The sequence below is a fragment of the Croceitalea sp. MTPC6 genome, from assembly GCF_036985525.1.
In the GTDB taxonomy this organism is placed as follows: domain Bacteria; phylum Bacteroidota; class Bacteroidia; order Flavobacteriales; family Flavobacteriaceae; genus Croceitalea.
Map to the genome: position 1 here is coordinate 418326 of NZ_BTGR01000003.1, position 25723 is coordinate 444048.

Annotated in this window: 29 protein-coding genes; 4 read left to right on the plus strand and 25 right to left on the minus strand. The window is 35.9% G+C overall.

Annotated elements, in window-relative coordinates; translation table 11 throughout:
* Window positions 1-6 precede the first annotated feature (6 nt).
* The 3 genes from AACP56_RS08580 to AACP56_RS08590 form a co-directional block, all read right to left on the minus strand.
* Entirely contained in the window at window positions 7-291 is a 285-nt protein-coding gene (locus tag AACP56_RS08580) for a GIY-YIG nuclease family protein (protein ID WP_339338246.1), read from the minus strand.
* 120 nt (window positions 292-411) lie between these two features.
* Entirely contained in the window at window positions 412-2139 is a 1728-nt protein-coding gene (locus tag AACP56_RS08585) for an ATP-dependent DNA ligase (RefSeq protein ID WP_339338244.1), read from the minus strand.
* On the minus strand, window positions 2136-3164 hold the full coding sequence (locus AACP56_RS08590; RefSeq protein ID WP_339338242.1) for a ligase-associated DNA damage response exonuclease: 1029 nt from the start codon (window positions 3162-3164) through the stop codon (window positions 2136-2138). Before AACP56_RS08590 ends, AACP56_RS08585 begins: the two co-directional genes overlap by 4 nt.
* An 87-nt stretch (window positions 3165-3251) precedes the next feature.
* Here AACP56_RS08590 and AACP56_RS08595 point away from each other — a divergent pair, with 87 nt between their 5' ends.
* Entirely contained in the window at window positions 3252-3674 is a 423-nt protein-coding gene (locus AACP56_RS08595) for a TerB family tellurite resistance protein (RefSeq protein WP_339338240.1), read from the plus strand.
* Between the two features lies 1 nt (window position 3675).
* On the opposite strand, the gene fbp is transcribed toward AACP56_RS08595, so the two are convergent.
* Entirely contained in the window at window positions 3676-4683 is a 1008-nt protein-coding gene (gene fbp / locus AACP56_RS08600; protein ID WP_339338238.1) for a class 1 fructose-bisphosphatase, read from the minus strand.
* A 112-nt stretch (window positions 4684-4795) separates the two neighbouring features.
* On the opposite strand from fbp, the gene AACP56_RS08605 reads away from it, so the two are divergent.
* The 3 genes from AACP56_RS08605 (at window position 4796) to AACP56_RS08615 (ending at window position 8391) form a co-directional block, all read left to right on the plus strand.
* On the plus strand, window positions 4796-5275 hold the full coding sequence (locus tag AACP56_RS08605) for a GNAT family N-acetyltransferase (protein ID WP_339338236.1): 480 nt from the start codon (window positions 4796-4798) through the stop codon (window positions 5273-5275).
* On the plus strand, window positions 5272-6522 hold the full coding sequence (locus AACP56_RS08610) for an aspartate kinase (RefSeq protein ID WP_339338234.1): 1251 nt from the start codon (window positions 5272-5274) through the stop codon (window positions 6520-6522). Before AACP56_RS08605 ends, AACP56_RS08610 begins: the two co-directional genes overlap by 4 nt.
* A gap of 63 nt (window positions 6523-6585) precedes the next feature.
* A complete protein-coding gene (locus AACP56_RS08615; protein ID WP_339338232.1) occupies window positions 6586-8391 on the plus strand; it encodes a lysophospholipid acyltransferase family protein in 1806 nt (601 codons plus the stop codon).
* Between the two features lie 4 nt (window positions 8392-8395).
* Here AACP56_RS08615 and AACP56_RS08620 read toward each other — a convergent pair whose 3' ends face one another.
* From AACP56_RS08620 to AACP56_RS08720, 21 genes are all read right to left on the minus strand, one after another.
* A complete protein-coding gene (locus AACP56_RS08620; RefSeq protein WP_339338230.1) occupies window positions 8396-9028 on the minus strand; it encodes a protein-tyrosine-phosphatase in 633 nt (210 codons plus the stop codon).
* An 8-nt stretch (window positions 9029-9036) separates the two neighbouring features.
* Window positions 9037-9513, minus strand: a complete 477-nt coding sequence (locus tag AACP56_RS08625) for a GNAT family N-acetyltransferase (protein ID WP_339338228.1) — start codon at window positions 9511-9513, stop codon at window positions 9037-9039.
* Window positions 9514-9543: 30 nt separating this feature from the next.
* Window positions 9544-10032, minus strand: a complete 489-nt coding sequence (locus AACP56_RS08630) for a DUF6428 family protein (RefSeq protein WP_339338226.1) — start codon at window positions 10030-10032, stop codon at window positions 9544-9546.
* A gap of 2 nt (window positions 10033-10034) precedes the next feature.
* Window positions 10035-10358, minus strand: coding sequence for an ArsR/SmtB family transcription factor (locus AACP56_RS08635; RefSeq protein WP_339338224.1), 324 nt, complete (start codon window positions 10356-10358; stop codon window positions 10035-10037).
* 83 nt (window positions 10359-10441) lie between these two features.
* On the minus strand, window positions 10442-10828 hold the full coding sequence (locus AACP56_RS08640) for a TM2 domain-containing protein (protein ID WP_339338222.1): 387 nt from the start codon (window positions 10826-10828) through the stop codon (window positions 10442-10444).
* Window positions 10829-10880: 52 nt separating this feature from the next.
* Window positions 10881-11267, minus strand: a complete 387-nt coding sequence (locus AACP56_RS08645) for a VOC family protein (protein WP_339338220.1) — start codon at window positions 11265-11267, stop codon at window positions 10881-10883.
* 47 nt (window positions 11268-11314) lie between these two features.
* Window positions 11315-11773 (minus strand): DUF1801 domain-containing protein, encoded by a 459-nt coding sequence (locus AACP56_RS08650; RefSeq protein ID WP_339338218.1) that lies wholly within the window; start codon window positions 11771-11773, stop codon window positions 11315-11317.
* 9 nt (window positions 11774-11782) lie between these two features.
* The gene (locus AACP56_RS08655) at window positions 11783-12289 is read right to left on the minus strand and encodes a DUF4199 domain-containing protein (protein WP_339338216.1); all 507 of its coding nucleotides are present in this window, start codon (window positions 12287-12289) and stop codon (window positions 11783-11785) included.
* A gap of 102 nt (window positions 12290-12391) precedes the next feature.
* The gene (locus AACP56_RS08660) at window positions 12392-12808 is read right to left on the minus strand and encodes a response regulator transcription factor (protein ID WP_339338214.1); all 417 of its coding nucleotides are present in this window, start codon (window positions 12806-12808) and stop codon (window positions 12392-12394) included.
* An 8-nt stretch (window positions 12809-12816) separates the two neighbouring features.
* Entirely contained in the window at window positions 12817-13755 is a 939-nt protein-coding gene (locus AACP56_RS08665) for a 2-hydroxyacid dehydrogenase (RefSeq protein WP_339338212.1), read from the minus strand.
* Between the two features lie 21 nt (window positions 13756-13776).
* Entirely contained in the window at window positions 13777-14142 is a 366-nt protein-coding gene (locus tag AACP56_RS08670; protein WP_339338210.1) for a cupin domain-containing protein, read from the minus strand.
* Between the two features lie 11 nt (window positions 14143-14153).
* Window positions 14154-15506, minus strand: a complete 1353-nt coding sequence (mgtE, locus tag AACP56_RS08675; RefSeq protein WP_339338208.1) for a magnesium transporter — start codon at window positions 15504-15506, stop codon at window positions 14154-14156.
* Window positions 15493-16365 (minus strand): 16S rRNA (adenine(1518)-N(6)/adenine(1519)-N(6))-dimethyltransferase RsmA, encoded by an 873-nt coding sequence (gene rsmA / locus AACP56_RS08680; protein ID WP_339338206.1) that lies wholly within the window; start codon window positions 16363-16365, stop codon window positions 15493-15495. The genes mgtE and rsmA overlap by 14 nt, the downstream gene beginning before the upstream one ends.
* 37 nt (window positions 16366-16402) lie before the next feature.
* The gene (locus AACP56_RS08685) at window positions 16403-16726 is read right to left on the minus strand and encodes a DUF4286 family protein (RefSeq protein ID WP_339338204.1); all 324 of its coding nucleotides are present in this window, start codon (window positions 16724-16726) and stop codon (window positions 16403-16405) included.
* A 60-nt stretch (window positions 16727-16786) separates the two neighbouring features.
* Window positions 16787-18571 (minus strand): tetratricopeptide repeat protein, encoded by a 1785-nt coding sequence (locus AACP56_RS08690; protein WP_339338202.1) that lies wholly within the window; start codon window positions 18569-18571, stop codon window positions 16787-16789.
* Between the two features lie 268 nt (window positions 18572-18839).
* On the minus strand, window positions 18840-20450 hold the full coding sequence (locus tag AACP56_RS08695) for a sulfatase family protein (protein ID WP_339338200.1): 1611 nt from the start codon (window positions 20448-20450) through the stop codon (window positions 18840-18842).
* A gap of 9 nt (window positions 20451-20459) precedes the next feature.
* Window positions 20460-21047 carry an SUMF1/EgtB/PvdO family nonheme iron enzyme gene (locus AACP56_RS08700; RefSeq protein ID WP_339338198.1) on the minus strand — a complete coding sequence of 196 codons (588 nt, stop codon included), beginning with the start codon at window positions 21045-21047 and terminating at the stop codon, window positions 20460-20462.
* Between the two features lie 463 nt (window positions 21048-21510).
* Window positions 21511-21969 (minus strand): DUF1569 domain-containing protein, encoded by a 459-nt coding sequence (locus tag AACP56_RS08705; RefSeq protein WP_339338196.1) that lies wholly within the window; start codon window positions 21967-21969, stop codon window positions 21511-21513.
* Window positions 21970-22143: 174 nt separating this feature from the next.
* Window positions 22144-23412, minus strand: a complete 1269-nt coding sequence (gene serS / locus AACP56_RS08710) for a serine--tRNA ligase (RefSeq protein ID WP_339338194.1) — start codon at window positions 23410-23412, stop codon at window positions 22144-22146.
* 54 nt (window positions 23413-23466) lie between these two features.
* Window positions 23467-24783, minus strand: coding sequence for an HTTM domain-containing protein (locus tag AACP56_RS08715; RefSeq protein ID WP_339338192.1), 1317 nt, complete (start codon window positions 24781-24783; stop codon window positions 23467-23469).
* On the minus strand, window positions 24783-25709 hold the full coding sequence (locus AACP56_RS08720) for a bifunctional riboflavin kinase/FAD synthetase (RefSeq protein ID WP_339338189.1): 927 nt from the start codon (window positions 25707-25709) through the stop codon (window positions 24783-24785). The genes AACP56_RS08715 and AACP56_RS08720 overlap by 1 nt, the downstream gene beginning before the upstream one ends.
* Window positions 25710-25723 lie beyond the last annotated feature (14 nt).

The following is a 25723-nucleotide window of genomic DNA, read 5'->3' on the forward strand; positions in this document are numbered from 1 at the left end:
TTTTTACTACCATTCCAAAGATAAGTCCAACCAATTAGGATTGGATGAGTTAATTAATTCTTCTTTACGTTTTCGATTACCAGCTTTTAGTTGTTTCTCTCTTTCAAAAGCCTCATTTACTTGTTCGAATTCTTCAAAATAAACTAACAAATAACAATTATACCTTTTGGTAAACGCCTTGGCATATTTTCCAGTTTTATGTTCCCTAATTCTTCGCTGAATGTCATTTGTAGCTCCTACGTAGAGTACTGTATTGTTTTTATTGGTCAGTATGTAGCAATATCCATTCATAAATAAGTTTCGAGCGCGGGGAAAAAAATCCGTCTTCTATTTAATGCTCTCTTAAACAATAAATATATCGTCTTTCTATTTGGCTTCTATACGGTATGGTTTGTCCTATAGAATTAGGTTTCAGGTTGATTGATTGGCAGATTCCTTCGCTCCGCTCGGAATTAGTGTTTTTAAATCTTCAATAGAATTTGCTTCTTCAATCTTTTTATCTTTTCTCCACTTTAAAATACGGGGAAAACGAGTTGCGACTCCGCTTTTATGTCTTTTAGACAAAGCAATACCTTCAAAGGCAATTTCAAATACATGGTGTGGCGTTACACTCCGTACTGGGCCAAAACGTTCCAAAGTATTTTTCTTTATCCAAGCATCGACCTCCTTAAATTCTTTATCCGTAAGTCCAGAATAGGCTTTTGCGAAAGTAACCAGTTCTTTTTCACCCTCTTCTTTTTCTTGCCAAAGGGCAAAAGTATAATCCGTAAATAAGTTGCTTCGGCGACCATGACCGCGCATGGCATAAGTAAGGACCGCATCTATGGTGAGCGGGTCAATTTTCCATTTCCACCAATCTCCTTTTTTACGACCCACTTGGTATGGTGAATCCAGTTTTTTGAGCATAAGTCCTTCACTCCTTTTTTCTCTTGAAAGTTCCCGTTCTTTAGCTGCCTCATCCCAAGAATTGAATTGCATCCTATCGGAGAGAAGTAATGGTGTTTTCGTCATTTCGAACGAATGTGAGAAATCTTTTTTTGAAGTTTGTTCTTTTTTAGATTTCTGACCTTCTCCTTCGACGGGATCAGGATCACAGTCAGAACTGATTACTTTGGAGCATAGTCTTTCAAGTATTTCCCTTCGTTCTACAAATGGCTTTGCCCGAATGTCTTCCCCTTTCCACTCCAATACATCATACGCTTTTAGCACCACAGGAGTTTTAGCCAATAGATTTTTGGAAACTGTTTTCCGCCCAATACGGGTTTGTAAATCGTTAAAAGTTCCGATTTCGCCATTCGGGTAAGGAAGTAGTTCGCCGTCCAAGACAGTTCCATTAGGAATATTACCAACGAATTGTTGAAATTCTGGATATTTATCGGTCACTAGTTCTTCACCGCGGCTCCACACAAAAAGCTCACCATTTCTAATAATAACTTGGCAACGAATACCATCCCATTTATGTTCAAAAGACCAGTCTGTTACATTGCCCAAATCTTTCACATCACCTTCTACGGCATAGGCCAAATAAAATGGGTAAGGTTTGGATAAGTAGTCGCTTTCATTTTCTTCTAAAATCAGCTCTTGAAATGTAATTTTATTTGGATTCCAATTGCCCATTAATTTATATGCGAGCACATCTTCATCAATACCGGTAGCTTTTGATAAAGCTCTGGTCATTAATTTCTGACTTACTCCAATACGAAATCCACCGGTTATCAATTTGGTGAACACAAAACGTTCGTAATAATTAAGTTGACTCCAATTTTCAAACAGATATGCCTTTTTATCTGCCTCCGATTTTGGTTTAAGAGCAATCATTTCTTGCAAAAATTCAGTCAGACTTTTAGTAGTAGTTTTTTCCCCTGCTGGAACTACTAAGGCAATAGTTTCAGCTAAATCGCCAACGATATGGTAGCTCTCTTCAAATAACCATAAAGGAATATTCGAAAGTTCAGCAGCCCATTCGCGAAGTAATGTTGTGTTTACCGGTCTAGGAGGTCTGCGATGGGAGAGAATAGCGATTGTCCAAACTTTATCATCATCGTTAGCATCTATGAAGTATGCTGACAGAGCGTTTACTTTGACATTGGTCTTATTAGTACTGTCCAGTTTTTTTATAAGCTGTGCAAATTTCTTCATCCAACCTCAGCTTTTGAATTTTCAGAAGTATTTAGTTCTGCTAATTCTCCTTCGTATTGTGTTTGCTCGGTTCGGGCATCATAACCCAGCTCTCTTAAATACTTGGAAAAGATATCCGTATAGCCATGAGTGCAAATAATTTTTTCTGCACCAGTATTTTTTATGGCAGTAAGTAAATCTGGCCAATCACAATGATCACTCAATACAAAACCCTTATCAATGGCACGTCTTCGCCTAGCACCGCGAAAAGCCATCCATCCACTTGCAGAAGCGGTAACAAAGGGGGTCATTTTTCTAATCCAGGTGCTGCCATGTGCAGAAGGTGGGGCAATCACGATATTACCTTTTATGTCTTCCTTTTTGGTGTCTCTGGTGATTAATTCCGTTTCGGGAAAATCAACTAAAGACCTTAATACTTCAGTCATGTTTTCTACAGCTCCATGGGTGTATATTTTGCCTATAGAAGGGTCTAAATGCTTTAATAGACGCTGTGCTTTACCCAAAGAATATCCGAAGAGTACAGAGGTTTGTCCATTAGCTTTATTTTCTGCCCACCAGGTATTAATATCGTTAAAAACTTCCTGTTGTGGTGTCCAAAGAAAGGCGGGCAATCCGAAAGTGCATTCCGTAATGAAGGTGTGGCATTTGATGTTTTTATATGGAGTGGCAACACCATCATCTTCTAGTTTATAATCGCCTGTAAACACCCAAACTTCCCCTTTGTGTTCCACACGTATTTGTGAAGAACCAATAATATGTCCTGCAGGATGCAAACTAAATTTAACCCCATTTACAATAAAATTTTCTCCCCATTCTTTTCCAGTAATATTTACTTCTCCCAGTCTATGTTTGACAATAGGAACATTACGATGATGTGATATATAATTTTTGTGACCCCATCGACTATGATCGGCATGCCCGTGTGATATAATGGCTTTGTCTACAGGCTTCCATGGGTCTAGATAGACATCTGCTTCTTGGCAATAAATTCCTTTGCTCGTAAATTGAAGTAAGGGTACTTTCATAGCAAAGTGAATTTACAAATTTCTTTTGGGGATTATTACCGTATTTTTTATACTTTAAAATTATATTTGCGCAACAAATTTTAATACATGCCAATTTTAGATTTATACGAACACGGAGGTCATAAAAAGAATTTAGCCCATTTTGCAACATTAGCAAGTTTGGCCGCAGTTGATGGTGAGATAAACCCTGAGGAAAAAGCAGTTCTAGATAAATTTGCGTTTAAGCTTAATATTAGTGATGCTGAATATAAAGAGGTGATGAAAAAGGATAACAGATATCCAATCGAGACACCTCATAGCGGGGAAAAGAGACTAAAGCGTCTTTTCGAATTCTTTCAGATGGCGTTTGCTGACCAATCTATTGATGAGGGTCAAAAACAGCTAATAGAGCGTTATGCCATAGGCTTAGGTTATGCACCAGATACAGCTGAAAAAATCATTCAAAAGACCTACGATATTTTTTGTGGTAGAATAGCCTTTGAAGATTATCAATACTTAATGGATAAGTAGCTTAATGGTGCTTGTCCAAAAACTCCTGTAGTTTTAATACCATATTTTTACTTCCGCAGAAAAAAGGCACTCGTTGATGGAGCTCTGTTGGCTGAATATCCAAAATACGGTTTTTACCTCCAGTTGCTAGTCCGTTAGCTTGCTCTGCAATAAATGCCATTGGATTGCATTCATACAACAATCGTAGTTTGCCAGCTTGAGTAATACTGCTCTTGGGGTACATATAGATTCCTCCTTTGATCATATTCCTATGAAAGTCAGAGACCAAAGACCCAATATATCGTGAGGTATATGGTCTGTCTCCTTCCTCCTCTTGGCAATATTTAATGTAATCTTTCACTCCCTGTAAAAAGTGAATATAATTGCCTTCATTGACTGAATATATTTTGCCATCTTCAGGGAATTGCATCTTGGGGTGGGATAAATAAAATGTTCCTAGTGCTGGGTTCAGCGTAAAGCCATTTACACCTGCACCGGTAGTATAGACCAACATGGTTGAAGTTCCATAGACCACATAGCCCGCTGCCACTTGTTGGTTTCCTGGCTGTAAAAAATCTTCAAGCTGGACAGGAGTCCCAACTGGAGTAACACGTCTATAAATTGAGAAAATTGTTCCGACAGATACATTAACATCAATATTTGAAGAGCCATCAAGAGGGTCAATCAAAACAACATACTTATTTTGGTGCTTTTCATCATTACTGTTTATAGAAATAAAAGAATCCTCTTCTTCAGATGCGATACCGCAAACAATTTCTCTGTTAGTAAGGGTTTGGATAAATTTCTCATTGGCAAAAACATCTAGTTTTTGCTGTTCCTCACCTTGAATATTGGTGTCTCCAGCTTGTCCAATAATATCTATAAGCCCAGCTTTATTAACCTCATGATTTACCACTTTTGCCGCTAGTCTTATGGCATTGATTAATTTGGAAAGTTCTCCCGAGGAGTATTGAAATGAAGACTGATTTTCAATTATAAATTCTCCAAGGGTTTGATTTCTTTTGGTCATCTAGGTTACATTATATTTTGACCACAAATATCGCTCATTTTGTGATACTACATCGATTTCGTTATTGATTAGTTTTAGATATTTATAACTTTGTGTTTTATTTGTAACACATATGGATTTTACTATCAGAGAAGCCACTAAAAGAGATATGGCAATGGTTCATGGGTTAATTCAGGAGTTGGCCTTATTCGAGAAGGAGCCTAATTCGGTTGAAGTAACATTAGAAGATTTGATTGATGCTGGTTTTGGAGAAAAACCATTATATAACTGTTTTGTGGCAGAAGCGGATAAAGAAATTGTGGGAATGGCATTGGTTTATCCAAGATATTCTACTTGGCAAGGACCTGTGCTACATTTGGAGGATTTAATAGTTACAGAGAGAATGAGAGGCAGTGGTTTAGGTTCTGCACTTCTTACTGAAGTTGTAAAATATGGTTATGGCCTTGGCGTTAAAAGAATTAGTTGGGAAGTATTGGATTGGAATGAGCCTGCGATAAAGTTTTATGAAAGTAAAGGTGCCAATGTTATGCGTGATTGGGATGTGGTTCAGCTTAATGCAGAAGGAATAAAAAGATTTATAGAAAATACATGAAAATATTCAAATTTGGAGGAGCATCCGTTAAAGATGCAGATGGAGTAAAAAATGTAGTCAAGGTACTTAAAGAAGTAGGGCACCAAAATACTTTAGTTGTGATTTCTGCGATGGGTAAAACAACCAACGCGATGGAAAAAGTGGTGAACCGCTATTTTGATGATAAAAAAGGTCTGGAAGAGGCTATAGATGAAGTCAAAGATGGTCATAAGGTAATAATAAATGACCTTTTTGAAGTTAGAAATCATGAGATACACAACAGGGTAAATGCTCTGATTGAAGAGTTCAGAGGGTTTTTAATGTGGAATAAGTCCCCAAAATACTCCTTCGTTTATGATCAAGTAGTTGGTTATGGGGAATTATTATCCACCACTATTGTCAGTGCCTATTTGAATGAAATGGAACTGGAAAATAAATGGATAGATGTAAGGGAATTAATTAAAACGGATAATAGTTATCGTGATGCACAGGTAAATTGGGAAAGAACACAAGAAGAAATAAACTCCAAGGTCGATAGGAGTAAATTGAATATCACCCAAGGATTTTTGGGTAGTGATGAAAATAACTTTACTACAACTCTTGGGCGCGAAGGTTCAGATTATACTGCAGCAATTTTTGCATATTGTTTAAATGCGGAATCGGTCACTATTTGGAAAGATGTTCCCGGAGTTTTGAATGCGGACCCAAGACATTTTGAGGAGACGGAACTGCTAAATGAAATTTCATATAGAGAGGCCATAGAATTGGCATTTTATGGAGCATCAGTAATCCATCCCAAAACCTTACAGCCATTGCAAGGCAAGGAAATACCTTTGCAAGTAAAATCTTTTTTAAGCCCTAAGGAAACAGGTACTACTGTGGGTAAGGGAACTAAGATTTCCCCAGAGATACCATGTTTTATAGTAAAGCGAGACCAAGTACTGCTCAAATTGTCTTCGCTGGACTTCTCTTTTATTGTGGAGGAGAATATGAGCGAAATCTTTAAACTGTTTCATGACCATAGACTTAAGGTAGACCTAATTCAAAATTCGGCAATTAGTTTTTCAGTCTGTTTGGATAATAAGTTTGGAGGCCTTAAGGAAATACTTTCAGTATTAAAGAAAAAATTTAAAGTGACCTGTGAAGAAGGGGTCTCACTCTACACAATACGACATTTTGACGAAAACTCGGTTGAAAAAATATTAAATGGATATTCCATTTTAGTAGAGCAACGCGGTAAGGAGACTATTCAATTAGTTGTAAAATAAGTAGGTAATAACAGTCCTATCCCCGTATTTTCCTATATTTACCAATACCAAAATTTTGTATTAATGGGGTTGGTATCTGCGAAAGAGGTTGCAAAAGTTTTAAATGTACATAAGCTTGGCTTTTTAGGAACTTTTATTGGTTGGTTGCTTATGGTTGTGACCAAAATCAGTTCCATCAACCGTTTTTATGACGACAATAAAGATTTAGAAGGCACTCGTTTTTTAGAAGAAATTCTTGACCACTACGAAATAGATTTTGAGATACCTGAAGAAGATTTCAAAAGACTGCCCAAAGACGGTTCTTTTATTACAATTTCCAATCATCCACTTGGAGGCATTGATGGCGTACTACTTTTAAAGCTGATGATTCAGCATCGTTCTGATTTTAAAATAATAGCTAATTTTTTGTTACATCGCATAGAACCGATGAAACAATTTATTTTGCCAGTAAATCCTTTCGAAGAACACAAAGATGCCAAAAGTAGTATTACCGGTTTTAAAAATGCAATAAGGCATATTCGTGATGGGCATCCACTTGGTATTTTTCCTGCTGGTGAAGTTTCCACTTATCGAGATGGTAAATTAGTAGTGGATAGGCCATGGGAAGAGGCAGCTTTAAAATTAATTAGGAAAGCAGAGGTTCCCGTAGTCCCCATCTATTTTCATGCTAAGAACAGTAGATTGTTTTATCGTCTTTCAAAAATCAATGATGTTTTTAGAACGGCAAAACTCCCTTCAGAGGTAACCACACAGAATAGAAGGCCCATTAAAGTTAGAATAGGGCAGCCAATTTCTGTAAAAATGCAGAAAGAGGAAGAGACTTTGGAAGGTTTTATAGAATTACTTAGAAAAAAAACATATTTACTTGCTAACGCCTTTGAGAAAGAAAGTTTATTGGACAAAGTCCCCAGTACATTAAAAATACCTAAATCACCTAAAAAGATAGCATCAGCAGTGCGTACCGAAGTTATTCAAGGAGAGATTGAGAAGCTTCGTGAAAAAGAATGCCGTTTGCTACAAAGTAAAAATTATGAGGTTTTCTTAGCTCAAGAGCATGATATGCCTTTTATACTAAAAGAGATAGGTCGCCAACGCGAAGTTACGTTTAGGGCAATAGGAGAGGGAACCAATAATGCGATTGATTTGGACAAGTTTGACTCCTATTATCACCATCTTTTTCTATGGGACGACACTGATAAAGAAATCGTTGGGGCTTATCGTATGGGGTTGGGTTCGCAGATTTTTAAAGACCATGGAATAGATGGTTTTTACCTGCAAGATTTATTTCGCTTTGAACCCGAATTGTATGGCATGATGTCCAAATCCATAGAAATGGGAAGAGCATATATTGTAAAGGAGTATCAACAAAAACCAATGCCATTATTTTTACTTTGGAAAGGAATTGTGCATACGACGTTACGTTATCCAGAACACAAATATTTGATAGGTGGGGTCAGTATAAGCAATCAGTTTTCAAATTTTTCTAAGTCTTTGATGATTGAGTTTATGAAATCCCATTACTGGGATCCCTACGTTGCTCAATACATTTACCCCAAGAAGGAGTTTAAAGTTAAATTGAAAGATGCAGACAAAGAGTTTGTGTTTGATGAAACGCAGGCAGATTTAAATAAGTTCGATAAATTAATTGAAGAAGTAGAACCTGGCAGCTTACGGTTGCCGGTTTTAATAAAGAAATACATTAAACAAAATGCTAAAGTTGTTGCTTTTAATGTTGATCCATTGTTTAATAACTCCGTAGATGGATTAATGTATATTAGAATAGCAGACTTGCCAGAAAGTACCGTAAAACCAGTAATGGAAGAGTTTCAAGCAGAGCTGGAACGAAAGCATGCTGAGGCCTCAAAATAATATTTTACAATATTGATTTGCTAAATACATAGAACAGTTCACTCGCTATTTGAATGCTTCTTTCTCGGTATTTTTCAGCTTGTAGAGGAGTATCATCAAAAGCTTTAGGGTCATTATAAGTAATTGGGAATCGTTTTTCTGCACCTAACACCATTGGGCATGCCTCATTGGCAGAGTCACAGGTCATAATAGCTCCAAAACCTGACTTTGGATTAAAAGAATCGTCATAGGTTTTAGAAAAACCAATAATCGGATGATTATTTTGAGCGTATTTGATGCTGTAGATTGGGTTCTTGGTTTCCGATAGCTTTTTTATCTCAAAACCAGTATTTTTTAAAGTTTCAGCAGCCATTGGGAAAAGTGCTGTTGCCTCTGTGCCACCTGAATAGCAATTCACATTTTTTAAGTCAAAGTAATCTGCTAAAGTTTGTGCCCAAACTTGTGAGAGATGGCTTCGTCTGGAGTTATGTGTGCAAATGAAATTAAGTAGAATAGGTTCCCCATTGGAGATTTTAGCTTTTAAATAATCAATAAGTGGTTGTAAAATTTGCTTTCTCTCAGTAGAGATATCTTCAACTTTGAGCAATTGAATTGTTGTTGTTATTTTAGGAAATAAGGTCACTTTTTTTGTTTCCATGTTCTATTTTATGTTCCTATAGTTTTGCTTCGTTTTTCAAATAATAGGTTGTCTTTCCAAATACCATCTTTGGTTTTCCCCACTTTCTCTCGTTTTCCAATAAAACGAAAACCTACTTTTTCATGTAACTTAATACTTGCTATGTTTTCAGGAAATATCCCAGATTGAATGGTCCAGTATCCTTCTTTCTCACTTTCTTCAATAAGTTTAAGCAATAGTGCCCTTCCAACACCTAAACTTCTGGAATCTGAAGCGATGTAAACGCTAACTTCACCTATGCCGCCATATACACATCTACTGGAGACAGGGGAAAGAGCTGCCCAACCTAAAATTTTGGAGTTCTTTTCTGCAATAAGTCTACATGCTGTAATATGGGCTCTATCCCAACTATTAAAATCGGGAACCGAAGTCTCAAAAGTTGCATAACCGGTAGAAATTCCTTCCAAGTAGATTTTTGCTACTTCAGACCAGTCCTTCTTATTCATATCCCTAATTGTCATCGGCGGATAGCTTTGTTAACAACAACCACTCCCAGGAGCACAACTAGATTCAACTGTTACCTCAGCCTCTACCGGTACTCCACAGGTCTCTTTAGCCTTACAGTCAGTTTTTTTGACAGAGAGCTTAAAAATAATTTTATCATTGTTCCATGCGTAATCATCTACAAACAACTGTGCTGTATGAAAGTTAGCATTACTATATTCAAACTTAACTTCTGCATCTTTAATCATTGGCTTTATGGAATTTACTTTGTTTAATATTCCCAAAGCTTTGTAAGCAGACATAAAAGAGGTTTTTTTCTTTTCTGTAGGGCTTTCCCATAGTTGAATTATAGTTTCTTTCCAAAAATCGACTCCAGCACCACAATCCACACTGTCAATAATAGTGTTTTTTACTTCTGTAATGTGATAATTGGCACCTACAAAAGCTCCTGGTTCATATTCAAAAAGAAGTTCTTTGTCTTTATGATTGCTAAGTAATTTTAAAAATTCATTTGTTTGCATGATTAGCAGCAATTTTGATTAATATTTGAAAAAAAGGAATTGAAAAAGAATTGGAGTTCTGTCCACTTTTCTTTGTTGATGCAGTAGCATAAGTTTTTGCCTTCAAAAGTTCCTTTCAGAAGCCCTATTTTCTTTATTTCGTTCAAGTGTTGGGATATCGTTGGCTGTGCTAATCCTATTACATCAACTAAGTCTGTGCAAATACAATTTTCTTGTTTGCTTATATAATCCAGAATGGCAATACGAGCTGGATGTGCCAAAACTTTAGCAGCCTGTGCCAGCTCATTTTGTGGAATAGAGAATATATGTGTTTTAGTTGCTCCCAACGATTATCTAATTTTAATATTGCAATATTACGATGATATATTTAAATAAAAAAGGCCAGAAGTAATTTTCTGACCTAAATTTTTTAGAACCAAGGCTTTTTGCCTGCCTGATATGTGTTGTAAAATTCTTCATCTGATTTAGTAAGGTAAATGATGCCTTCAATAAGACCTATCAATCCTGTTGCCCAAACTACAAAAACACCTATTCCAACACAGCTTAAAACCATACCTACTACAGTAACTCCTAAGAGAATAAAACCTTCCTTTTGGTATCCTAAAATAAACTTATGAACTCCGAGGGAACCTAAAATAATAGCAAGAATCCCTGCTAATATTTTCTTATTATCATTACCTCCTACAGCTTTATTCAATCCATCACTGAATTCATCTGCCGTTTTTTTGGCTTCGTCGGCAAAATCACCTGCTGCTTCTTTAGCCTTATCACCTAAATCTTTGTTTTCTTCTGACATGATTATAATTTGTTGGTTAAATGAGATTTAAAAGTAGCAAATATTTTTTTAGTTATAAAAAAGCTTTATCAACAGGTTCCCAAAGCTCCAGTTTATTGCCTTCTGGATCTAAAATCCAACCAAATTTTCCATATTCATATTCCTCAACTTCACCTACAATAGTTACCCCTTCTTTTTCTAGCTCAATTAAAAGTTCTTTTAAATTTTCTACACGAAAATTCATCATAAATTGCTTCTCACTTGGTTGAAAATATTTAGTATCCTCATTCATAGGGCTCCACTGTGTAGAGCAATCATTCCCTTCTTTATCTTTCCACCAAAATGTACAGCCATATCTGTCCGTGTTTAAACCCAAATGGTTTTTATACCAATCTTTAATCTTATCTGGATTCTTTGTTTTAAAGAAAAATCCACCTAAACCGGTTACTCTATTCTTCATGAATGTTTATTTTTAATTCCCATGAAAATGCGAATCTGTTTATATGTTTATTTTCTACCTATATTTTTTTCATAAAGATCAATCCAATCTTGAACAGTGATTTTTTGACAAAGTTTAGCTATTAATTCATAGGGGATATTTTCTACTTTTTTAAACCTTACACAGCTTTTTCCCATATCCAATTTTGTTTTCACATGTTTTGGATATTCACCAACGAACCAGTCCAATAAATTTTTGTCGGCATAAATACCAGAATGGTAAAGTGCAACAAAATTTTTCTGTGAAGCGATATTTATAAATGGTAAAGGTAGTTTAGTATCGCAGTGATAACCAGCTGGATATAGCGTATGCGGTACCACATATCCAATCATTTTATAACTGATACATTCTTCAAAACCTTTGGGGAGGTTATTTTTAACTGTATCTCGTAATTTGGAGACAGCTGCTATTCGGTCTTCGGGTAGTTTTGAGATATATTCATCTACTGATTTGGCATCTATAGTCATAACTTAATTTTATTTGCGTTGTAAAACCAATGAAGAAATTAGTGAAATAATCAAACCAATTATAAAAACTGTGGAAGCCATTAGGAAAAAGGTAAAAAACGGGTCTGAAAACATTTCCTTTTGTGATTCAAGCTCAGCCAACTTGGCTTCAAACTCTGCTGCTGGCACGGAATTCCTCATAGTTTCTACAGCATTGGCATAATAGTCAGCGGCAAAATTTGGATTAAGCACTTTTATGTAAAGAACGTCTATAAGACCAAATGCAATAGCTGTAATTAAGCTTATAAGTAGGCCAATGATAAAGGCTTTTTTAAAACTAATTTGACCTTCGTTTTCCTTATCCCTAAAGTGTTTTATTCCAAAAAAGACAAAGCTCAATGACACTATCATTGAGGCGTAACCTATTATTTCCTGAGAAGAATAATCAAGATTTTCACCAATGAACCATCCTAAAAGAAAGAGAATACAGATGGTTATTGCTCCATAAATCCCGTATCGTAATACTGTTTTTTTCATAAGTTTTTAGTTTTAATACTTTCCTCAAAAATAGATTTTAGTCTAAAAACTGTATTCATACTAAAGTACTAAATCATTCATACTTAAGTCGTAAACTGTTGGTTAAGTGGAGATAATATGGAGTTCTTTTGCTTTTTGTATGGCCTGGGTTCGTCTTTTTGAATCTAATTTGACCAATAAATTTGAAACATGGGTCTTGATGGTACTTTCAGTTACAAATAGTTTTTCAGCAATCTCTTTGTTCGAAAGCCCTTTTGAAATTTCAACCAAAACCTCATATTCTCTTTTACTAATACCAAGTTTTTCTATTTTTTCTAAATTGATTTCGTCTACTTGGGGACTGGTCCTATGAAGGCTTTTTTTGTTTAAATAAATTCCGAGACACAGGAAGCTAATGGCAATTATTGCAATAATAATTTCAATCGAAAGGTCGCCAGTTGCATAGGAATACTTGCTTAATTGAAACAACACAAGTAAGGCAATTATAATACCAGAAAATACAAAAATAGTTTTCTTCACAGCTAAATTTAGCAAAATTCAGCTTTGATTTTGTCCACTATAGTTTGTGCCAGTTTTTCTTTGCTTTCAATTGTCCAACCTGCAACATGTGGGGTAAGTAATACATTGGAGGCTTTACGAAGATATTTGAATGGTTTTGGCTTGTTCAAAAACCAGTCCTCAAAGTCAAAAGACTTTTTTTCATATTCCAATACATCCAATCCAGCACCTAAAACTTTTTTAGACTCTAAGCCTTTTACCAAATCTTTGGTGACCACGCACTTTCCACGAGCAGTGTTCAATAGCCAAAATGGCTTTTGGAATGCTTCAATAAATTCGGTATTAACCATTCCCACGGTAAGCTCTGTTTGGGGAACATGTAGACTTATCACATCTGACTTTTGCTGAAGTTCCAATATGCCTACTTGGCGGGCATTGTCGTCACCAACACCGCCAATAATATCGTAGCAAATAATTTCCACATCAAATCCTTGTAATTTTTTGGCGAAGGCTTTGCCTGTATTTCCATAACCAATAATCCCCACAGTTTTTCCATCCAGCTCAGTTCCGCGATTTCCTTCACGGTCCCATTTGCCCTTCCGTACTTCACGATGGGCTTTGTGCATTTGGTTCATTAAGGATAACAACATACCCAAACTATGTTCGGCAACTGCATTTCTGTTTCCTTCTGGAGCATTTGCCAAGAAAATGTTTTTTTGTTTGGCATAGCGGACATCTATATTTTCCATACCAGCCCCAACACGACCTATGAATTTTAAGTTGGTGGCAGCATCCAAAAAATTGGCATCAATGGGAAAACGACTGCGAATAACAATACCGTCATAATCCTTCATTTTTTTCTCGACTTCTTCTTTGGACGAAGTATAATCTTCATGATTTTCAAAACCAAGCTCAGCGAATTGTTCTATTAAAAGGGGATGATTGGTATCTAGGTGGAGGACTTTCATAAATTCAAATATACAATACCCTTATATTTTTGGATAGTGGGTTTGTGTCATTTCATGTTCAACTGCTCCGGTATGTGCTGTATTTTGTTTCTCAAAAAGTAAAAGGTGGACTTCCTCGTCATTCTGGGTCGATGGACAATGCTCCACGCCTTTGGGAACAACAATAATCTCACCCTCATTTACAATTTCTGTTCTATCCCTAAACTTCATGTATAGTGTGCCTTTTAAAACTTGAAATAGTTCATCCTCATTTTCATGGGCATGCCATACAAATTCACCTTTAATTTTTGCCAGTATTACCTGCATATCGTCTACAATAGCAATTTGGTGTGGATGCCATTGTTTGGAAAACAAACTGTGTTTTTCTTTAAGGTTGATGGATTTCATAGTTGAAAAATTTAAATGCCTAAAATCATTTTGGCAATCATAAAGTAAATTAAAATTCCAAAAATATCATTGCTCGTGGTAATAAATGGACCGGTTGCTATGGCAGGGTCAATCCCTCTTTTGTGAAGAAATAACGGCGTAAACGTACCTATAAAACCAGCTACCACAATAACCGCAATTAGTGAGGTAGAAATAGCAAGAGCTGTGTAAAAATCACCTTTCCAAATCCAAGTAAAAAGCAATAACAATGCGGATAGTATTACGCCGTTCAATAGGGCCAAAAGCATTTCTTTTACCAATCTATTGCCAATACTACCTTTAATATCATCATTTGCTAAGCCTTGAACTATAATGGCACTTGATTGTACACCGACGTTACCTGCCATCGCAGCAATTAATGGTGTAAATAGGAAAAGGACCGTGTATTTGCGGAACATTTCTTCAAAACCGCCCATGATTACAGCAGCTGCAGCACCACCAAAAAGACCTAGGACTAGCCAAGGCAATCGGGCTCTGGTTAATTCCCAAATACTGTCATCTGCTTCAACATCTTGTGAAATACCCGCTGCCATTTGGTAATCTTTATCAGCTTCTTCACGGATAACATCTACAATATCATCAATAGTAATTCTACCAACTAGTCTTCCAATCTCATCAACAACCGGGATAGCTTCTAAATCATATTTGGACATGATTTTAGCAACTTCTTCAGGTTTCTCATTTACATTGACCGAATCTACTTTTGGGATATAAACGTCTCTAATATGTGCTTTTGGAGAAGTGGTTAGTAAATCTTTTAGAGAGAGCCTCCCTTTTAATTTATCATCGGCGTCTACCACATAAATGGAGTGTACCCTAGTTACATTTTCTGCCTGGGCACGCATTTCTTTAACGCATGTGGTTACGGTCCAATTCTCTTTGACTTTTACCAGCTCTTTTGCCATTAGACCACCTGCAGAATCTTCATCATACCGGAGCAGGTCAACAATATCTTTTGCATGTTCCTTATCTTCGATTTCTGAGATGACCTCTTGTATGATTTCCTTGGGAAGTTCCCCCACAATATCTGCAGCGTCATCGGTATCCAATTCCTCAATCTCACCAGCAATCTCCTTTGGGGACAAGTTGTTTAAAATTGCCTCACGAACATCCTCATCCAACTCGGTAAGCACATCGGAAGTTTTCTCACTATTAAGAAGCTTAATGAGATAAGTAGCCTCTTCTTCCTCCAATTCATTTGCAATTTCAGCGACATCTGCATAATGAAATTCTTTCATCATTTTTCGCAAATCACCATCCTTCTGATTCTTGATCAGTAGTTGTATGTCTGCTATTAGCTCATCTGTGAGTTTAAACGGAGTCATCTGCTATTCGCTTAGTCAATGAAATAAAATCCTTGACAGCCATCTGTTCTGGGCGTCGGTCAAATATAGTATCTTCTTTGAGATTATCAGAGAGACTAAAGGTTTTAAGGCTATTACGCAATGTTTTTCTTCGTTGATTGAATGCTGCTTTTACCACTTTAAATAGTAATTTTTCATCACAGTCCAGGCGGAAATCCTTTTTTCTAGTCAGTTTTAATACTCCAGATTGTACTTTGGGCGGTGGGTCAAAAACCTGTGGATGTACTGTAAACAGATACTCAGCATCGTAAAAGGCTTGAACCAAAACAGATAAGATACCATAGGTTTTGTTGCCTTCTTTTTCGCAAATACGCTGTGCTACCTCTTTTTGGAACATTCCAGAGAATTCTGGAACCTGCTGGCGCATTTCAAGCATCTTAAAAACAATTTGAGTGGAAATATTGTAGGGAAAATTACCTGTAACGGCAAACTGTTCATCACCGTACAATTGCTTAAGGTCAAATTTTAGAAAGTCCGCCTCAAGTACATTTAATCTACTATTCTGTTGCAAAACTTTTGGGTGTTCCAATGGAAAACTGTGATTAAGGTATACAATGGATTCAGCATCCAAATCCATAGCGACCAAATCCATATCTCGCATTAAAAGATATTTGGTCAATACACCAGTTCCCGGACCTACTTCAATAACATTATTATAACCCTCTAAAGAAAGTGTGTCTGCAATTTGTTGTGCTATTTTTTCATCCTTAAGAAAATGCTGTCCCAAGTGTTTTTTGGCCTTAACCGAAGTAGTGTTTTGCTCATTTGCAGCCCACTTATGCTTTTTATAGGTGCTTTTTTGATTTCGCATCTTTGCCATGAGCAATTTTGATTGTAGTAACTGTCTGTAGATTAAGCTAAGAGCAGCTATCGTTTATAATTTCCATCTCTGTTCTAAAAGCAACAAACTTATTTGGAAAAAGCCTCATCCCTTCAGCTCGCATGCGGCCTGCATCTTCCTCATAGTATTTTTGAAGGGTTGTCATATTTTTGGTAGTATATTGGACAGAGTATGTGGTACCACCCATCTCTTCTTCTATTAGTACTTTGCACATTTTTGCCGTACTAAATTTTTTGGTATCCAACATATCAGGAATATGTTTTTTCTTCATCCAAGTAAGCCATTCTTCATGAACACTTTCATCAATGTTAATGGTCACATTATAAATAATTCCTTCCAATTTTATTGATTTTATTAGTACTGAATAAACAGAATAGCAGTATCTATTCAATAATACCGATTAATTGACTAAATCCCCTCGTAACTTTCGGAAATTTTTACGTGCTTGGGGAAAATAATAACTGTCTTGGTAATTGTAAATGATTTTCTCGTAATGAGGCTTTGCTTTTTCTGGCTCATTTAAAATGTTTTGATATAACTGGCCCAAAGCAAAGTGGGCATCATCTGCTAAAATTCCCGAGGAATAAAATTCTACAATCTTTTGATAATTGAACTTGGCAGCATCGTATTTTTTTTGGGACTCCAAAAGCTCTGCCTGCCTTAACAAAGCCTCATCTTCAATTTTTTCACCTTTGTGATTTTGTAAAATATCTTCTAAGCCATCAATAGCTTGTTGCGTTTTGTTTTGATAAGCCAATAAATCTGCACTGGCATATTTTTTTAAGGCGGTTTGGGTAGAATCCTCCAAAGAATTATCTGAAATTAAAAGACTCAATTGCATAGCATCATTGGCAATCAATTGTGAGGTTGAGCCACGCAACACTTTCAACTGGGTCAAAGCCCAGTCAAAATCCCCTTTGTAGAAACTGGTTTGGGCCACTTTAAAACGTGCGTCTTGACCAAGCACATCGTTTTTTAGGCTTTTTTGTATCTGTGAGAAGTAAATTAAGGCCTCATTGAATTTTTTATCATATACCAAAATATCTCCCAGCGCTAATTTTACATATGCTTTTCCAAACCTGCTCAATGGCAAATCCAATCCTTTTTTAAGTATGGCGATGGCTGGCTCTGGTTTTTCTTTCTTAAAGGTTAAAAAATTGGCATAAGCTATTTGTAGTTGGAGCGTTTTACCTTGATAGCCATAGTCTTCCATTAAGGACTCAAATTCTTTTTCTATGGTATTTAATTTTTTTCCGTTAGCATTTAATAAATCAATATCTATTAAACTAAGTTGTGCATTTAATTTGATAGCAGGCTCAGTAGCCTTGTCTTTAATGTATTCAAAAACTGTTTTGGCAGTTTCTATATCATCACTTTCCTGTGCTATTTCCCCTAAGTTTTTCAATCTATCAAAGGAAAGCCCATCTGTTCTTTTAAAAATAGCCTTTTCCTGCGCAAAGGCACTTTTATATTGCTTTTGTTGGACAAAAAGCCAACTCAATAACTCGTTCCAAAGAACATCAGGATTCTTTTGGGCACTTTGTAGCAAGACTTTTCTAAGAATACCATTGTTTTCATTAGTGGGGTCTTCCGTAATAAAATCATCCACATTTCGTAACACATTGGAGCGGGAAGACTTTCCTTCATAAATGAGTTTTAGATACGAGGTGAACATTTTTTCAATATCACCTTTCTCTCCATAAATCCTAGCTAATTGAAAATCATAATTAAGTTCGGGTTTTAACTGCATTGCTTTGGAGTAGGCAGCAACAGCTTCATCCAACAAGGCATATTTTTGAAAACGATAGCCCACACTATATCCAAAATTCGGATTTTCCCCTAAAGTGTTTATTGCTTTTTGATAGTATTCTTGAGCCTTTTGGGGTTGATCTTGAAGTGTATAATTATATCCTAATTCTATGTAAAACGTAGGAAAGGTAAACTCCTGTTTTATTTTGTCCAAAAGAAAAGCTTCAGCATTCTCATAACGTTCCAATTGTTGGTAACAGGCAATAAGAGCTTCGGAATAATCTGTACGTCTAGGATTTTTTTCGACTAGTTTTTCATAAAAGACAACAGCTTTTTCAAATTCACCGTCACTGAAGTATTGTTTGGCCAAAAAATCTTCTTGTCCATTGATGGAAACAATAAAAAAGAAGCATAAGAAGCTAAATAAATAACGCATTACCCAAATATAATGTACAAAACAGACCTAACGTGTTAAGTGATTCCGAAATTATGGGATTAAGTGTTTTATAGAATAGCAATAAAAGTGTGAGAATTTTCATAAGCTTATTTTAATAATAGAGCTAACAAAGAAATGATATACTATATTAAAGATGATAACAAGCAAGAGTTATTTGTCTACTTAAGAAAGAAACTTTAAACCATTACTTCTATATTTTTCGACCAGTAATTCTTAAAGATGAAAGCCACTTCTTCTTGATGCCGTTTTATTTTCCTTCATACATATCAATGAATTTCTGATCTTGTTCTTTTGAATCTCCATATTTGGTCCTTAGAATATTCAGTTCCTTCTTTAATTTTTTTACAGTTTTAGAATATTTTGGATTATGGTAAACATTGTTCATTTCATTAGGGTCATTTAAGCGGTCGTATAATTCCCATTCATCGATATCATAGTAAAAATGAGCAAGTTTAAACTCTTTTGTAACAATACCGTAATGACGTTTTACCATATGCACTGAAGGATACTCATAGTAATGATAATAAACTGCTTCTCTATCCCATTTTTCCCTATCACCTTTCAATAGGGACACTAAACTTTCACCTTGCATATCTTGAGGAGGGTTTATTTGAGCTGCCTCTAACATTGTTTGGGCAAAATCAAGATTTTGCACCATTTCATTTTCCACTGTCCCTGGTTTTACAACTCCAGGCCATTTTACCAGTAAGGGCGTTTTAAAGGATTCATTATAAATAAATCGTTTATCAAACCAACCATGTTCTCCTAAGAAAAAACCTTGGTCGGAAGTATAAACGACTATTGTATTTTCAGCTAAGCCGCTTTCATCTAGGTAATCCAATAATCTGCCAACATTATCATCAACTGATGATATAGTTCCTAGATAGTCTTGCATGTACCTTTGGTATTTCCATTCCATTTTTTCCTTATCTGACATTTTTGGCCAGTTTTTTAAGAAAAAATTATTAATAGAATCTAAGGTAGGTTTATACTCACTTTTTTGATTCTCCGTAGCTCGATTGTATGGTCCATAAAAGCCATTTTCATATTCCTTAACGCTTGGTTGAACTAAGGCTCCCATTTCAACTAATGTTTCAGGCCTAATTTTACTATCATGACTATACATCATATGGTTAAAAATGCTCATTTCAGCTGTCTTGGCTGCGGTCCCTCTATTTTTATAGTCATCAAATAAAGATTTGGGAAGCGGAAAAGTTTTCTTGCTAAATTCTTTGAATTTATCTGCTCGCGGCCACCACGGTCTATGAGGAGCTTTATGAAGGTACATCATCATAAAAGGCTCTTGGGTATTTGATTCTTCTTTTAACCAATTTAGAGCAAAATCTGTAACAATATCAGTAACATAGCCTTTTACTATGGTGTCTCCATTTTTGGTAATGAATTTGGGATTGATATAGTTTCCCTGGCCTGGGAGAATCTTAAATTCGTCCAACCCTTTAGGATTGTTGCCGAAATGAAGTTTTCCAAACATTGAAGTTTTATATCCATTGCGTTGGAAAATCTGTGGGAACGTCACCTGAGTACTATCAAAAGGAAAATGGTTGTCAATTTTACCATTAATATGATTATGTTTTCCTGTAAGAATGGTAGCTCTTGAGGGTGCGCAAATGGAATTAGTTACACAGGCATTTGAAAATAACATTCCTTCGTTGGCCAATCTATCAATATTGGGCGTCTCGATTAATTTGCTTCCATAAGCACTTATTGCCTGGTAAGCATGATCATCAGACATGATAAAAATAATATTGGGTCTTTTAGTTGGCTCCTTTTTTTCTTTACTGATTTCACCAGAAGATAGGCACACAATACCGGCTAATACTAGAATTATTTTTTTCATAAGCGTAATTTATTGAATTATTGAAAATCCAATATTTGAATTTCCCGTGTCTCGACTAACGTATAATTTTCTATTTGGATTGGTCCCATCACAAGTATGTTTACTGCATAAGTAAGACCCTCCAGCCAATCTTATTTCTTCCTTTTGGTTTCCTGATTTGGTGATATCCCATGTATTCCCAACAACATTTACACTTTTAGCTGGGTAGATTTGATCCGAATCTTTAATAATTTCTCTTTTGTCTTGTTTTACATATGTCCAATACTCTTCATAGCTCGGTATTTTACATCTCAGCCATTCACAATAAACAAGAGCATCTTTATAACTAATCTGTGTAACTGGCATATCTGGTTTTGCTTTATCAACCCCATTAGGAAACCTCCAATTTGCCCCATTCACTATTTTGTAATCATAAACGGTTAGTTGAACAAAAGACCATCCATATTTTTCTGCATCTGTAACGTATTCGGTACTGGATATAAACTCTGAGAAATCGGCAACTGTGACCACTTTTAGCGTTTCCTCTTTACAAGATTCTAACAAGGTAAAAAGAAAAATGATGGTAAAACCTAATTTTAGTTTTAAAATTAACTTCATATATCTTCTATGTTGTGTTCACTTGTAACATTAAACAGAATACTTGTAAATGTAGTTTAGGAGTTATAGTGTATGAGACCGATTTGTATTGAAATATAATAAAATCTATCGACTATTTAATAAATCCTCCTTGCGCTTAATATTATTTCACAGTTTGTGATATAGTCTACTTTAGTAAGTGTATTCTTGGAATTTTTAGCTATAAATCGCAGCTAGAGGGTAACTGTTTTTTCAAACTAGCCGTCTGCAAAAGATTATTGTTTTATCAGAAAATCTTCTAGAGCAAAGCTTGAAGTACTAAGTAAAAAAGATGATGTAGCGCACTACCTAGAAAACCCAGAAAACTGATCTTAGGTGTTAAGTGATTCTGGAACTAGATATCTGTTCTCAAAGTTTTTCTTAAAATGTATTTGATTGACTATGGTTTTTATAGAAGTGATAAGGAAATTGCTTCTTTAGTATTTTAAACCCCAAACTGCCTTAAATGATGGTCCAAATGTTTTGAAAAAAGCGTGTTCCATTGGTTGTCGGTCAAATTTCCAAAAGCAGGATTTTCCAATCCATTAAAGTGTGCTGCACCTAATTCCTGTGTTTTTTTTAGGTAGTCCACTAATCGTTTTTTCTCTACTTCAAAATTCTTTTCTGTTGTAATTTTGAAAATAGGTGAAGTGGGAATATTCTTTTTATACGGCTTATCTCCAATGACCGTGTTTTTAGCAAATAATTTCACCATGACCTTGGCAAAAGCATTAGGTTTAGGATGTTTGTCCGTATACGGTATTTCGTAAGCCACATTGCAGTGTGCCATCATCTGTGCTACGTCCATTTTACCCCAAAGCCTTTGTGTATCTGGAGTTAGTTTGTTAATACGGCCAATTGTTTCTTGACATTCTTCTTTGTCGAATAAATTTTTCCAACTCATAATGTTTTGGTTTTTTGATTGTCTTTACAAGATAAGAAAAAATGGAATTTCAAGTTAGTTGCAGGTTACACGCCGGCAGACCCCAATGTTAAACGCCTTCTGCCTTACCAAATAATTTAACCGTATGGTCAAATAATCCGTATAAACCCTTTTTTCTTATGTTCAGTATTAGCGTCAAATACTATCAAACCCACAATACGGTACTAAAACCTCTGGAATTTGAATCGCGTCTGCGGTTTGGTAGTTTTCTAAAATTCCTGCAAGAACACGTGGTAGCGCCAAGGAACTTCCATTCAACGTATGTGCCAATTGGTTTTTGCCATTTTCATCTTTAAAACGGAGCTTTAAACGGTTTGCTTGGTAGGCTTCAAAATTAGATGCAGAGCTGATTTCCAACCAACGGTCTTGGGCAGTTGAGAAGACTTCAAAATCAAAAGTGAGTGCGGCAGTAAAACCTAAATCGCCACCACACAGGCGTAGGATACGATATGGCAGTTTTAATTCTCTAAGAATATTTTTTACATGTTCCACCATCCCGTCCAAAGCGGCATAAGAATTTTCTGGATGTTCTACACGAACAATTTCAACTTTATCAAATTGATGCAGTCTGTTCAACCCACGCACATGGGCGCCATAGCTTCCTGCTTCACGTCTAAAACAAGGGGTGTAGCCTGTGTATGTTATGGGGAAATCATCAGTTTTTACAATTTCATCACGGAATAAATTAGTGACTGGGACTTCCGCTGTAGGAATCAAATACAAATCATCTGCTTGCACATGGTACATTTGTCCTTCTTTGTCCGGTAATTGTCCAGTACCATAACCAGAGGTTTCATTGACCAAGTGTGGAACTTGGATTTCAGTATAACCAGCTTCGGTGTTTTTATCCAAAAAATAAGCGATTAAAGCACGCTGTAACCGGGCACCTTTGCCTTTATATACAGGGAAACCAGCCCCAGTAATTTTTACCCCAAGCTCAAAATCAATGATGTCATGTTTTTTGGCCAACTCCCAATGTGGTAAGGCGTTTTCTATTAATTCTGGAATATCACCTTCGCGAAAAATTTCTTCATTGTCTTCATCAGTATTCCCAGCTGGTACAGAATCATGTGGGACATTAGGGATTTGATATAATAAGTTTTTTAATTCCTCTGCAATACCATTTAAGTCTTCCCCCAGTTTTTTTGAATTCTCTTTTAGGTTAGCGGTCAAAGACTTCATTTTATTGGCTTCTTCAGCTTTTCCACTTTTAAAGAGCATTCCAATTTCTTTGGAAAGTTTATTGGATTCTGCTAAAGTGCTATCGAGTTCTGTTTGGACTGCCCTACGTTTCTCATCTAAATGTAAAACACCGTTGAGCATCGCATCTGCATCTATATTTCGCTTTTTTAGCGCTTTAGTGATAGCGTCTTTTTGTTCCCGTATTCTTTGCAACTGAAGCATGAAATTTATTTTGGTGAAGCAAATTTAAAGTAATACCAAAGATTAGAAAGAAATTTATTCTTCTTTAGAGGGTAAAATCCACTCATTATGGGAAAAGTGCTTCCATGGGACGTTGGCTAAATCAATATTGGGATCTATAAATTCATGGTATTTTCCTTTATTGATCCGAACCTTGTTAATTACATAAACGCCAACATCTTTTCCTTTTTCAGCATTTTCCATTTTTAAATGTTGGGCAAATTGCCAGATAAAATCTGGGTAACAACCAACTTTTCGTTTTTGCTTTTTGGTTAGGTAATCATCTAATTTAATCTGATCTCGTTTTCCAGTATTCTTATCTTCTACAAAAACACGAATGCTTCCTGTCCTGCTCCGCAACATCATCCGCCAACTTAAACGATGTCCTTCCTCTGTCCATAGGACATCATCTTTTATGAAATAGTGACGTAATGGTAGTGCCAATTGTACCAAAAAGTAAATGCTTAACGCTACCAATACCAATTTATGGTCTTGAGGTTTACTATTAGTTTTGGGAACAGAAACCTTCTTTTTTCTAAGAAATAGGCTTCGTATAGTCTGAGGATCAAAGAAGAAAACACAAAAGGCCAAAGACAGATATGGAAAAATGCCTATTCTAAAAACAAAACTATTAAACAGATGAAAAAAGATGGACAAGGCAAAAGCGATCTTACGGGTAGGTTTAAAAAGTAAAGCAGGTATAATTAGAAGGTCAAAAAGAATTCCGAAAACAGCAATACATTGATGAACCCATCTTTGTTGTAAAAATTCACCAACCAGAAAATAATCTTTCTTACTGGCCATCAAAATCTCAATAATACTATAGTCTAGCCAATCCCCATATAGTTTTGCAATGGAAGCGTATGTGTAAACAATGAAAAGTTGTAAAATAATAATCCATCGGACATAATTGTACATATTGTCCTTTTCCAAAGAAGGGTTTAGTTTGGTATCCAAGGAAAAGCTACGATTGGCAGGGAGAAATGCCATGATAAATGCCAATAGCATTAATAGGTAATAGTGATTATTATAGGAGGTTTTTTGCATTAAATATACTCCTGCCCACATAAAAGCAAAGGTAAGTGCACTATAACGGTATTTATAGCCGATGGTAATAAGTACCCCGCAAAGCCCCATAATAAAAAAGTAGACATACATTCCATTTCCGGGTAGTGGCTGCAACCATTCAAAACCAATAAAAGAAAAAGTGAATTTGGGTTCTATAAATGTTTTTTTTACCCAACCTGTTAGTATCGCTCCAAAACATTCGGCACAAACCAACAAGCCATAAAAAACCCTGAATACTATAAGCTGTGCATTATCAATTCGCTTAAATAAAAATTGATTCAACATTACTTGGTAATTAAGACTAACGAGGTTTGCTTGTCCTTTAAAAGCTGTGTCTTTAAATCCTCAACGGAATCAAACTTATGCTCATCCCTTAAATGGTGCAAGAGCTCCACTTTAAGCTTCTTTTCGTAAAGGTCTTGATTAAAGTCAAAAAAGTGTACTTCAATACTTTTTTCTTTCCCGGCTACAGTAGGGTTAAAACCAATATTCATCATCCCATAAATGGTATTACCATCAATAATACTCTTTGCCACATAAACGCCACTTTTTGGAATGAGTTTATAACTTTCCGCTATTTTTAAGTTTGCAGTAGGGAATGCTATTTGTCTACCCAAGCCTTTACCCCTAACCACACTTCCAGTAAGCATAAAAGGATAGCCCAGATAGGAATTTGCGGTGGTAATATTACCCTCTTCAAGTGCTGTTCTAATTTTAGTGGAACTCACAGAAACCTCATCTACCTCTTGTGCAGAGATTTCTTCTACCTCAAAATCCAACGTGTTTCCAAATGCTATAAGGTCATTGATGTTTGCGTTCCTATTTCTTCCAAAACGATGGTCATACCCAATAACCACTTTTTTTACACTTAGTTGATTTACTAAAATATCCCTTACAAATTCTATTGCTGAAAGCCTTGAAAACTCTTTGGTGAACGGATGTACAATTACATAATCCAAACCTAAACTTTCTAATATCTTTATCTTTTCTTCTAAGGTATTCAGCAGTTTAATGTTACTCTCTTTTTGCAATACCATTCTTGGATGCGGGAAAAAAGTGAGTAGTACGGAATTGTAATTGGCCTCTTTGGCATTATTTATGAGGCGTTGGAGTATTTGGCGGTGACCAACGTGCACTCCATCGAAAGTGCCTATGGTTATCGCGGTAGGAAGCTTACTTTTGAATTTAGAAATTCCTTGGATTTTTTCCACTGGATGCTAAAAAT

Coding starts and splice junctions, on each gene's coding strand:
- AACP56_RS08700 (WP_339338198.1), bottom strand. CDS start 21,047: ATGAAGTTAATTTTAAAACTAAAATTAGGTTTTACCATCATTTTTCTT.
- AACP56_RS08645 (WP_339338220.1), bottom strand. CDS start 11,267: ATGAAGAATAGAGTAACCGGTTTAGGTGGATTTTTCTTTAAAACAAAG.
- AACP56_RS08695 (WP_339338200.1), bottom strand. CDS start 20,450: ATGAAAAAAATAATTCTAGTATTAGCCGGTATTGTGTGCCTATCTTCT.
- AACP56_RS08625 (WP_339338228.1), bottom strand. CDS start 9,513: ATGAATAAGAAGGACTGGTCTGAAGTAGCAAAAATCTACTTGGAAGGA.
- AACP56_RS08705 (WP_339338196.1), bottom strand. CDS start 21,969: ATGAGTTGGAAAAATTTATTCGACAAAGAAGAATGTCAAGAAACAATT.
- AACP56_RS08580 (WP_339338246.1), bottom strand. CDS start 291: ATGAATGGATATTGCTACATACTGACCAATAAAAACAATACAGTACTC.
- AACP56_RS08690 (WP_339338202.1), bottom strand. CDS start 18,571: ATGCGTTATTTATTTAGCTTCTTATGCTTCTTTTTTATTGTTTCCATC.
- AACP56_RS08655 (WP_339338216.1), bottom strand. CDS start 12,289: ATGAAAAAAACAGTATTACGATACGGGATTTATGGAGCAATAACCATC.
- AACP56_RS08615 (WP_339338232.1), top strand. CDS start 6,586: ATGGGGTTGGTATCTGCGAAAGAGGTTGCAAAAGTTTTAAATGTACAT.
- serS (WP_339338194.1), bottom strand. CDS start 23,412: ATGCTTCAGTTGCAAAGAATACGGGAACAAAAAGACGCTATCACTAAA.
- mgtE (WP_339338208.1), bottom strand. CDS start 15,506: ATGACTCCGTTTAAACTCACAGATGAGCTAATAGCAGACATACAACTA.
- AACP56_RS08670 (WP_339338210.1), bottom strand. CDS start 14,142: ATGAAATCCATCAACCTTAAAGAAAAACACAGTTTGTTTTCCAAACAA.
- AACP56_RS08595 (WP_339338240.1), top strand. CDS start 3,252: ATGCCAATTTTAGATTTATACGAACACGGAGGTCATAAAAAGAATTTA.
- AACP56_RS08585 (WP_339338244.1), bottom strand. CDS start 2,139: ATGAAGAAATTTGCACAGCTTATAAAAAAACTGGACAGTACTAATAAG.
- AACP56_RS08590 (WP_339338242.1), bottom strand. CDS start 3,164: ATGAAAGTACCCTTACTTCAATTTACGAGCAAAGGAATTTATTGCCAA.
- AACP56_RS08630 (WP_339338226.1), bottom strand. CDS start 10,032: ATGCAAACAAATGAATTTTTAAAATTACTTAGCAATCATAAAGACAAA.
- AACP56_RS08650 (WP_339338218.1), bottom strand. CDS start 11,773: ATGACTATAGATGCCAAATCAGTAGATGAATATATCTCAAAACTACCC.
- AACP56_RS08620 (WP_339338230.1), bottom strand. CDS start 9,028: ATGGAAACAAAAAAAGTGACCTTATTTCCTAAAATAACAACAACAATT.
- AACP56_RS08605 (WP_339338236.1), top strand. CDS start 4,796: ATGGATTTTACTATCAGAGAAGCCACTAAAAGAGATATGGCAATGGTT.
- AACP56_RS08610 (WP_339338234.1), top strand. CDS start 5,272: ATGAAAATATTCAAATTTGGAGGAGCATCCGTTAAAGATGCAGATGGA.
- fbp (WP_339338238.1), bottom strand. CDS start 4,683: ATGACCAAAAGAAATCAAACCCTTGGAGAATTTATAATTGAAAATCAG.
- rsmA (WP_339338206.1), bottom strand. CDS start 16,365: ATGGCAAAGATGCGAAATCAAAAAAGCACCTATAAAAAGCATAAGTGG.
- AACP56_RS08715 (WP_339338192.1), bottom strand. CDS start 24,783: ATGTTGAATCAATTTTTATTTAAGCGAATTGATAATGCACAGCTTATA.
- AACP56_RS08640 (WP_339338222.1), bottom strand. CDS start 10,828: ATGTCAGAAGAAAACAAAGATTTAGGTGATAAGGCTAAAGAAGCAGCA.
- AACP56_RS08665 (WP_339338212.1), bottom strand. CDS start 13,755: ATGAAAGTCCTCCACCTAGATACCAATCATCCCCTTTTAATAGAACAA.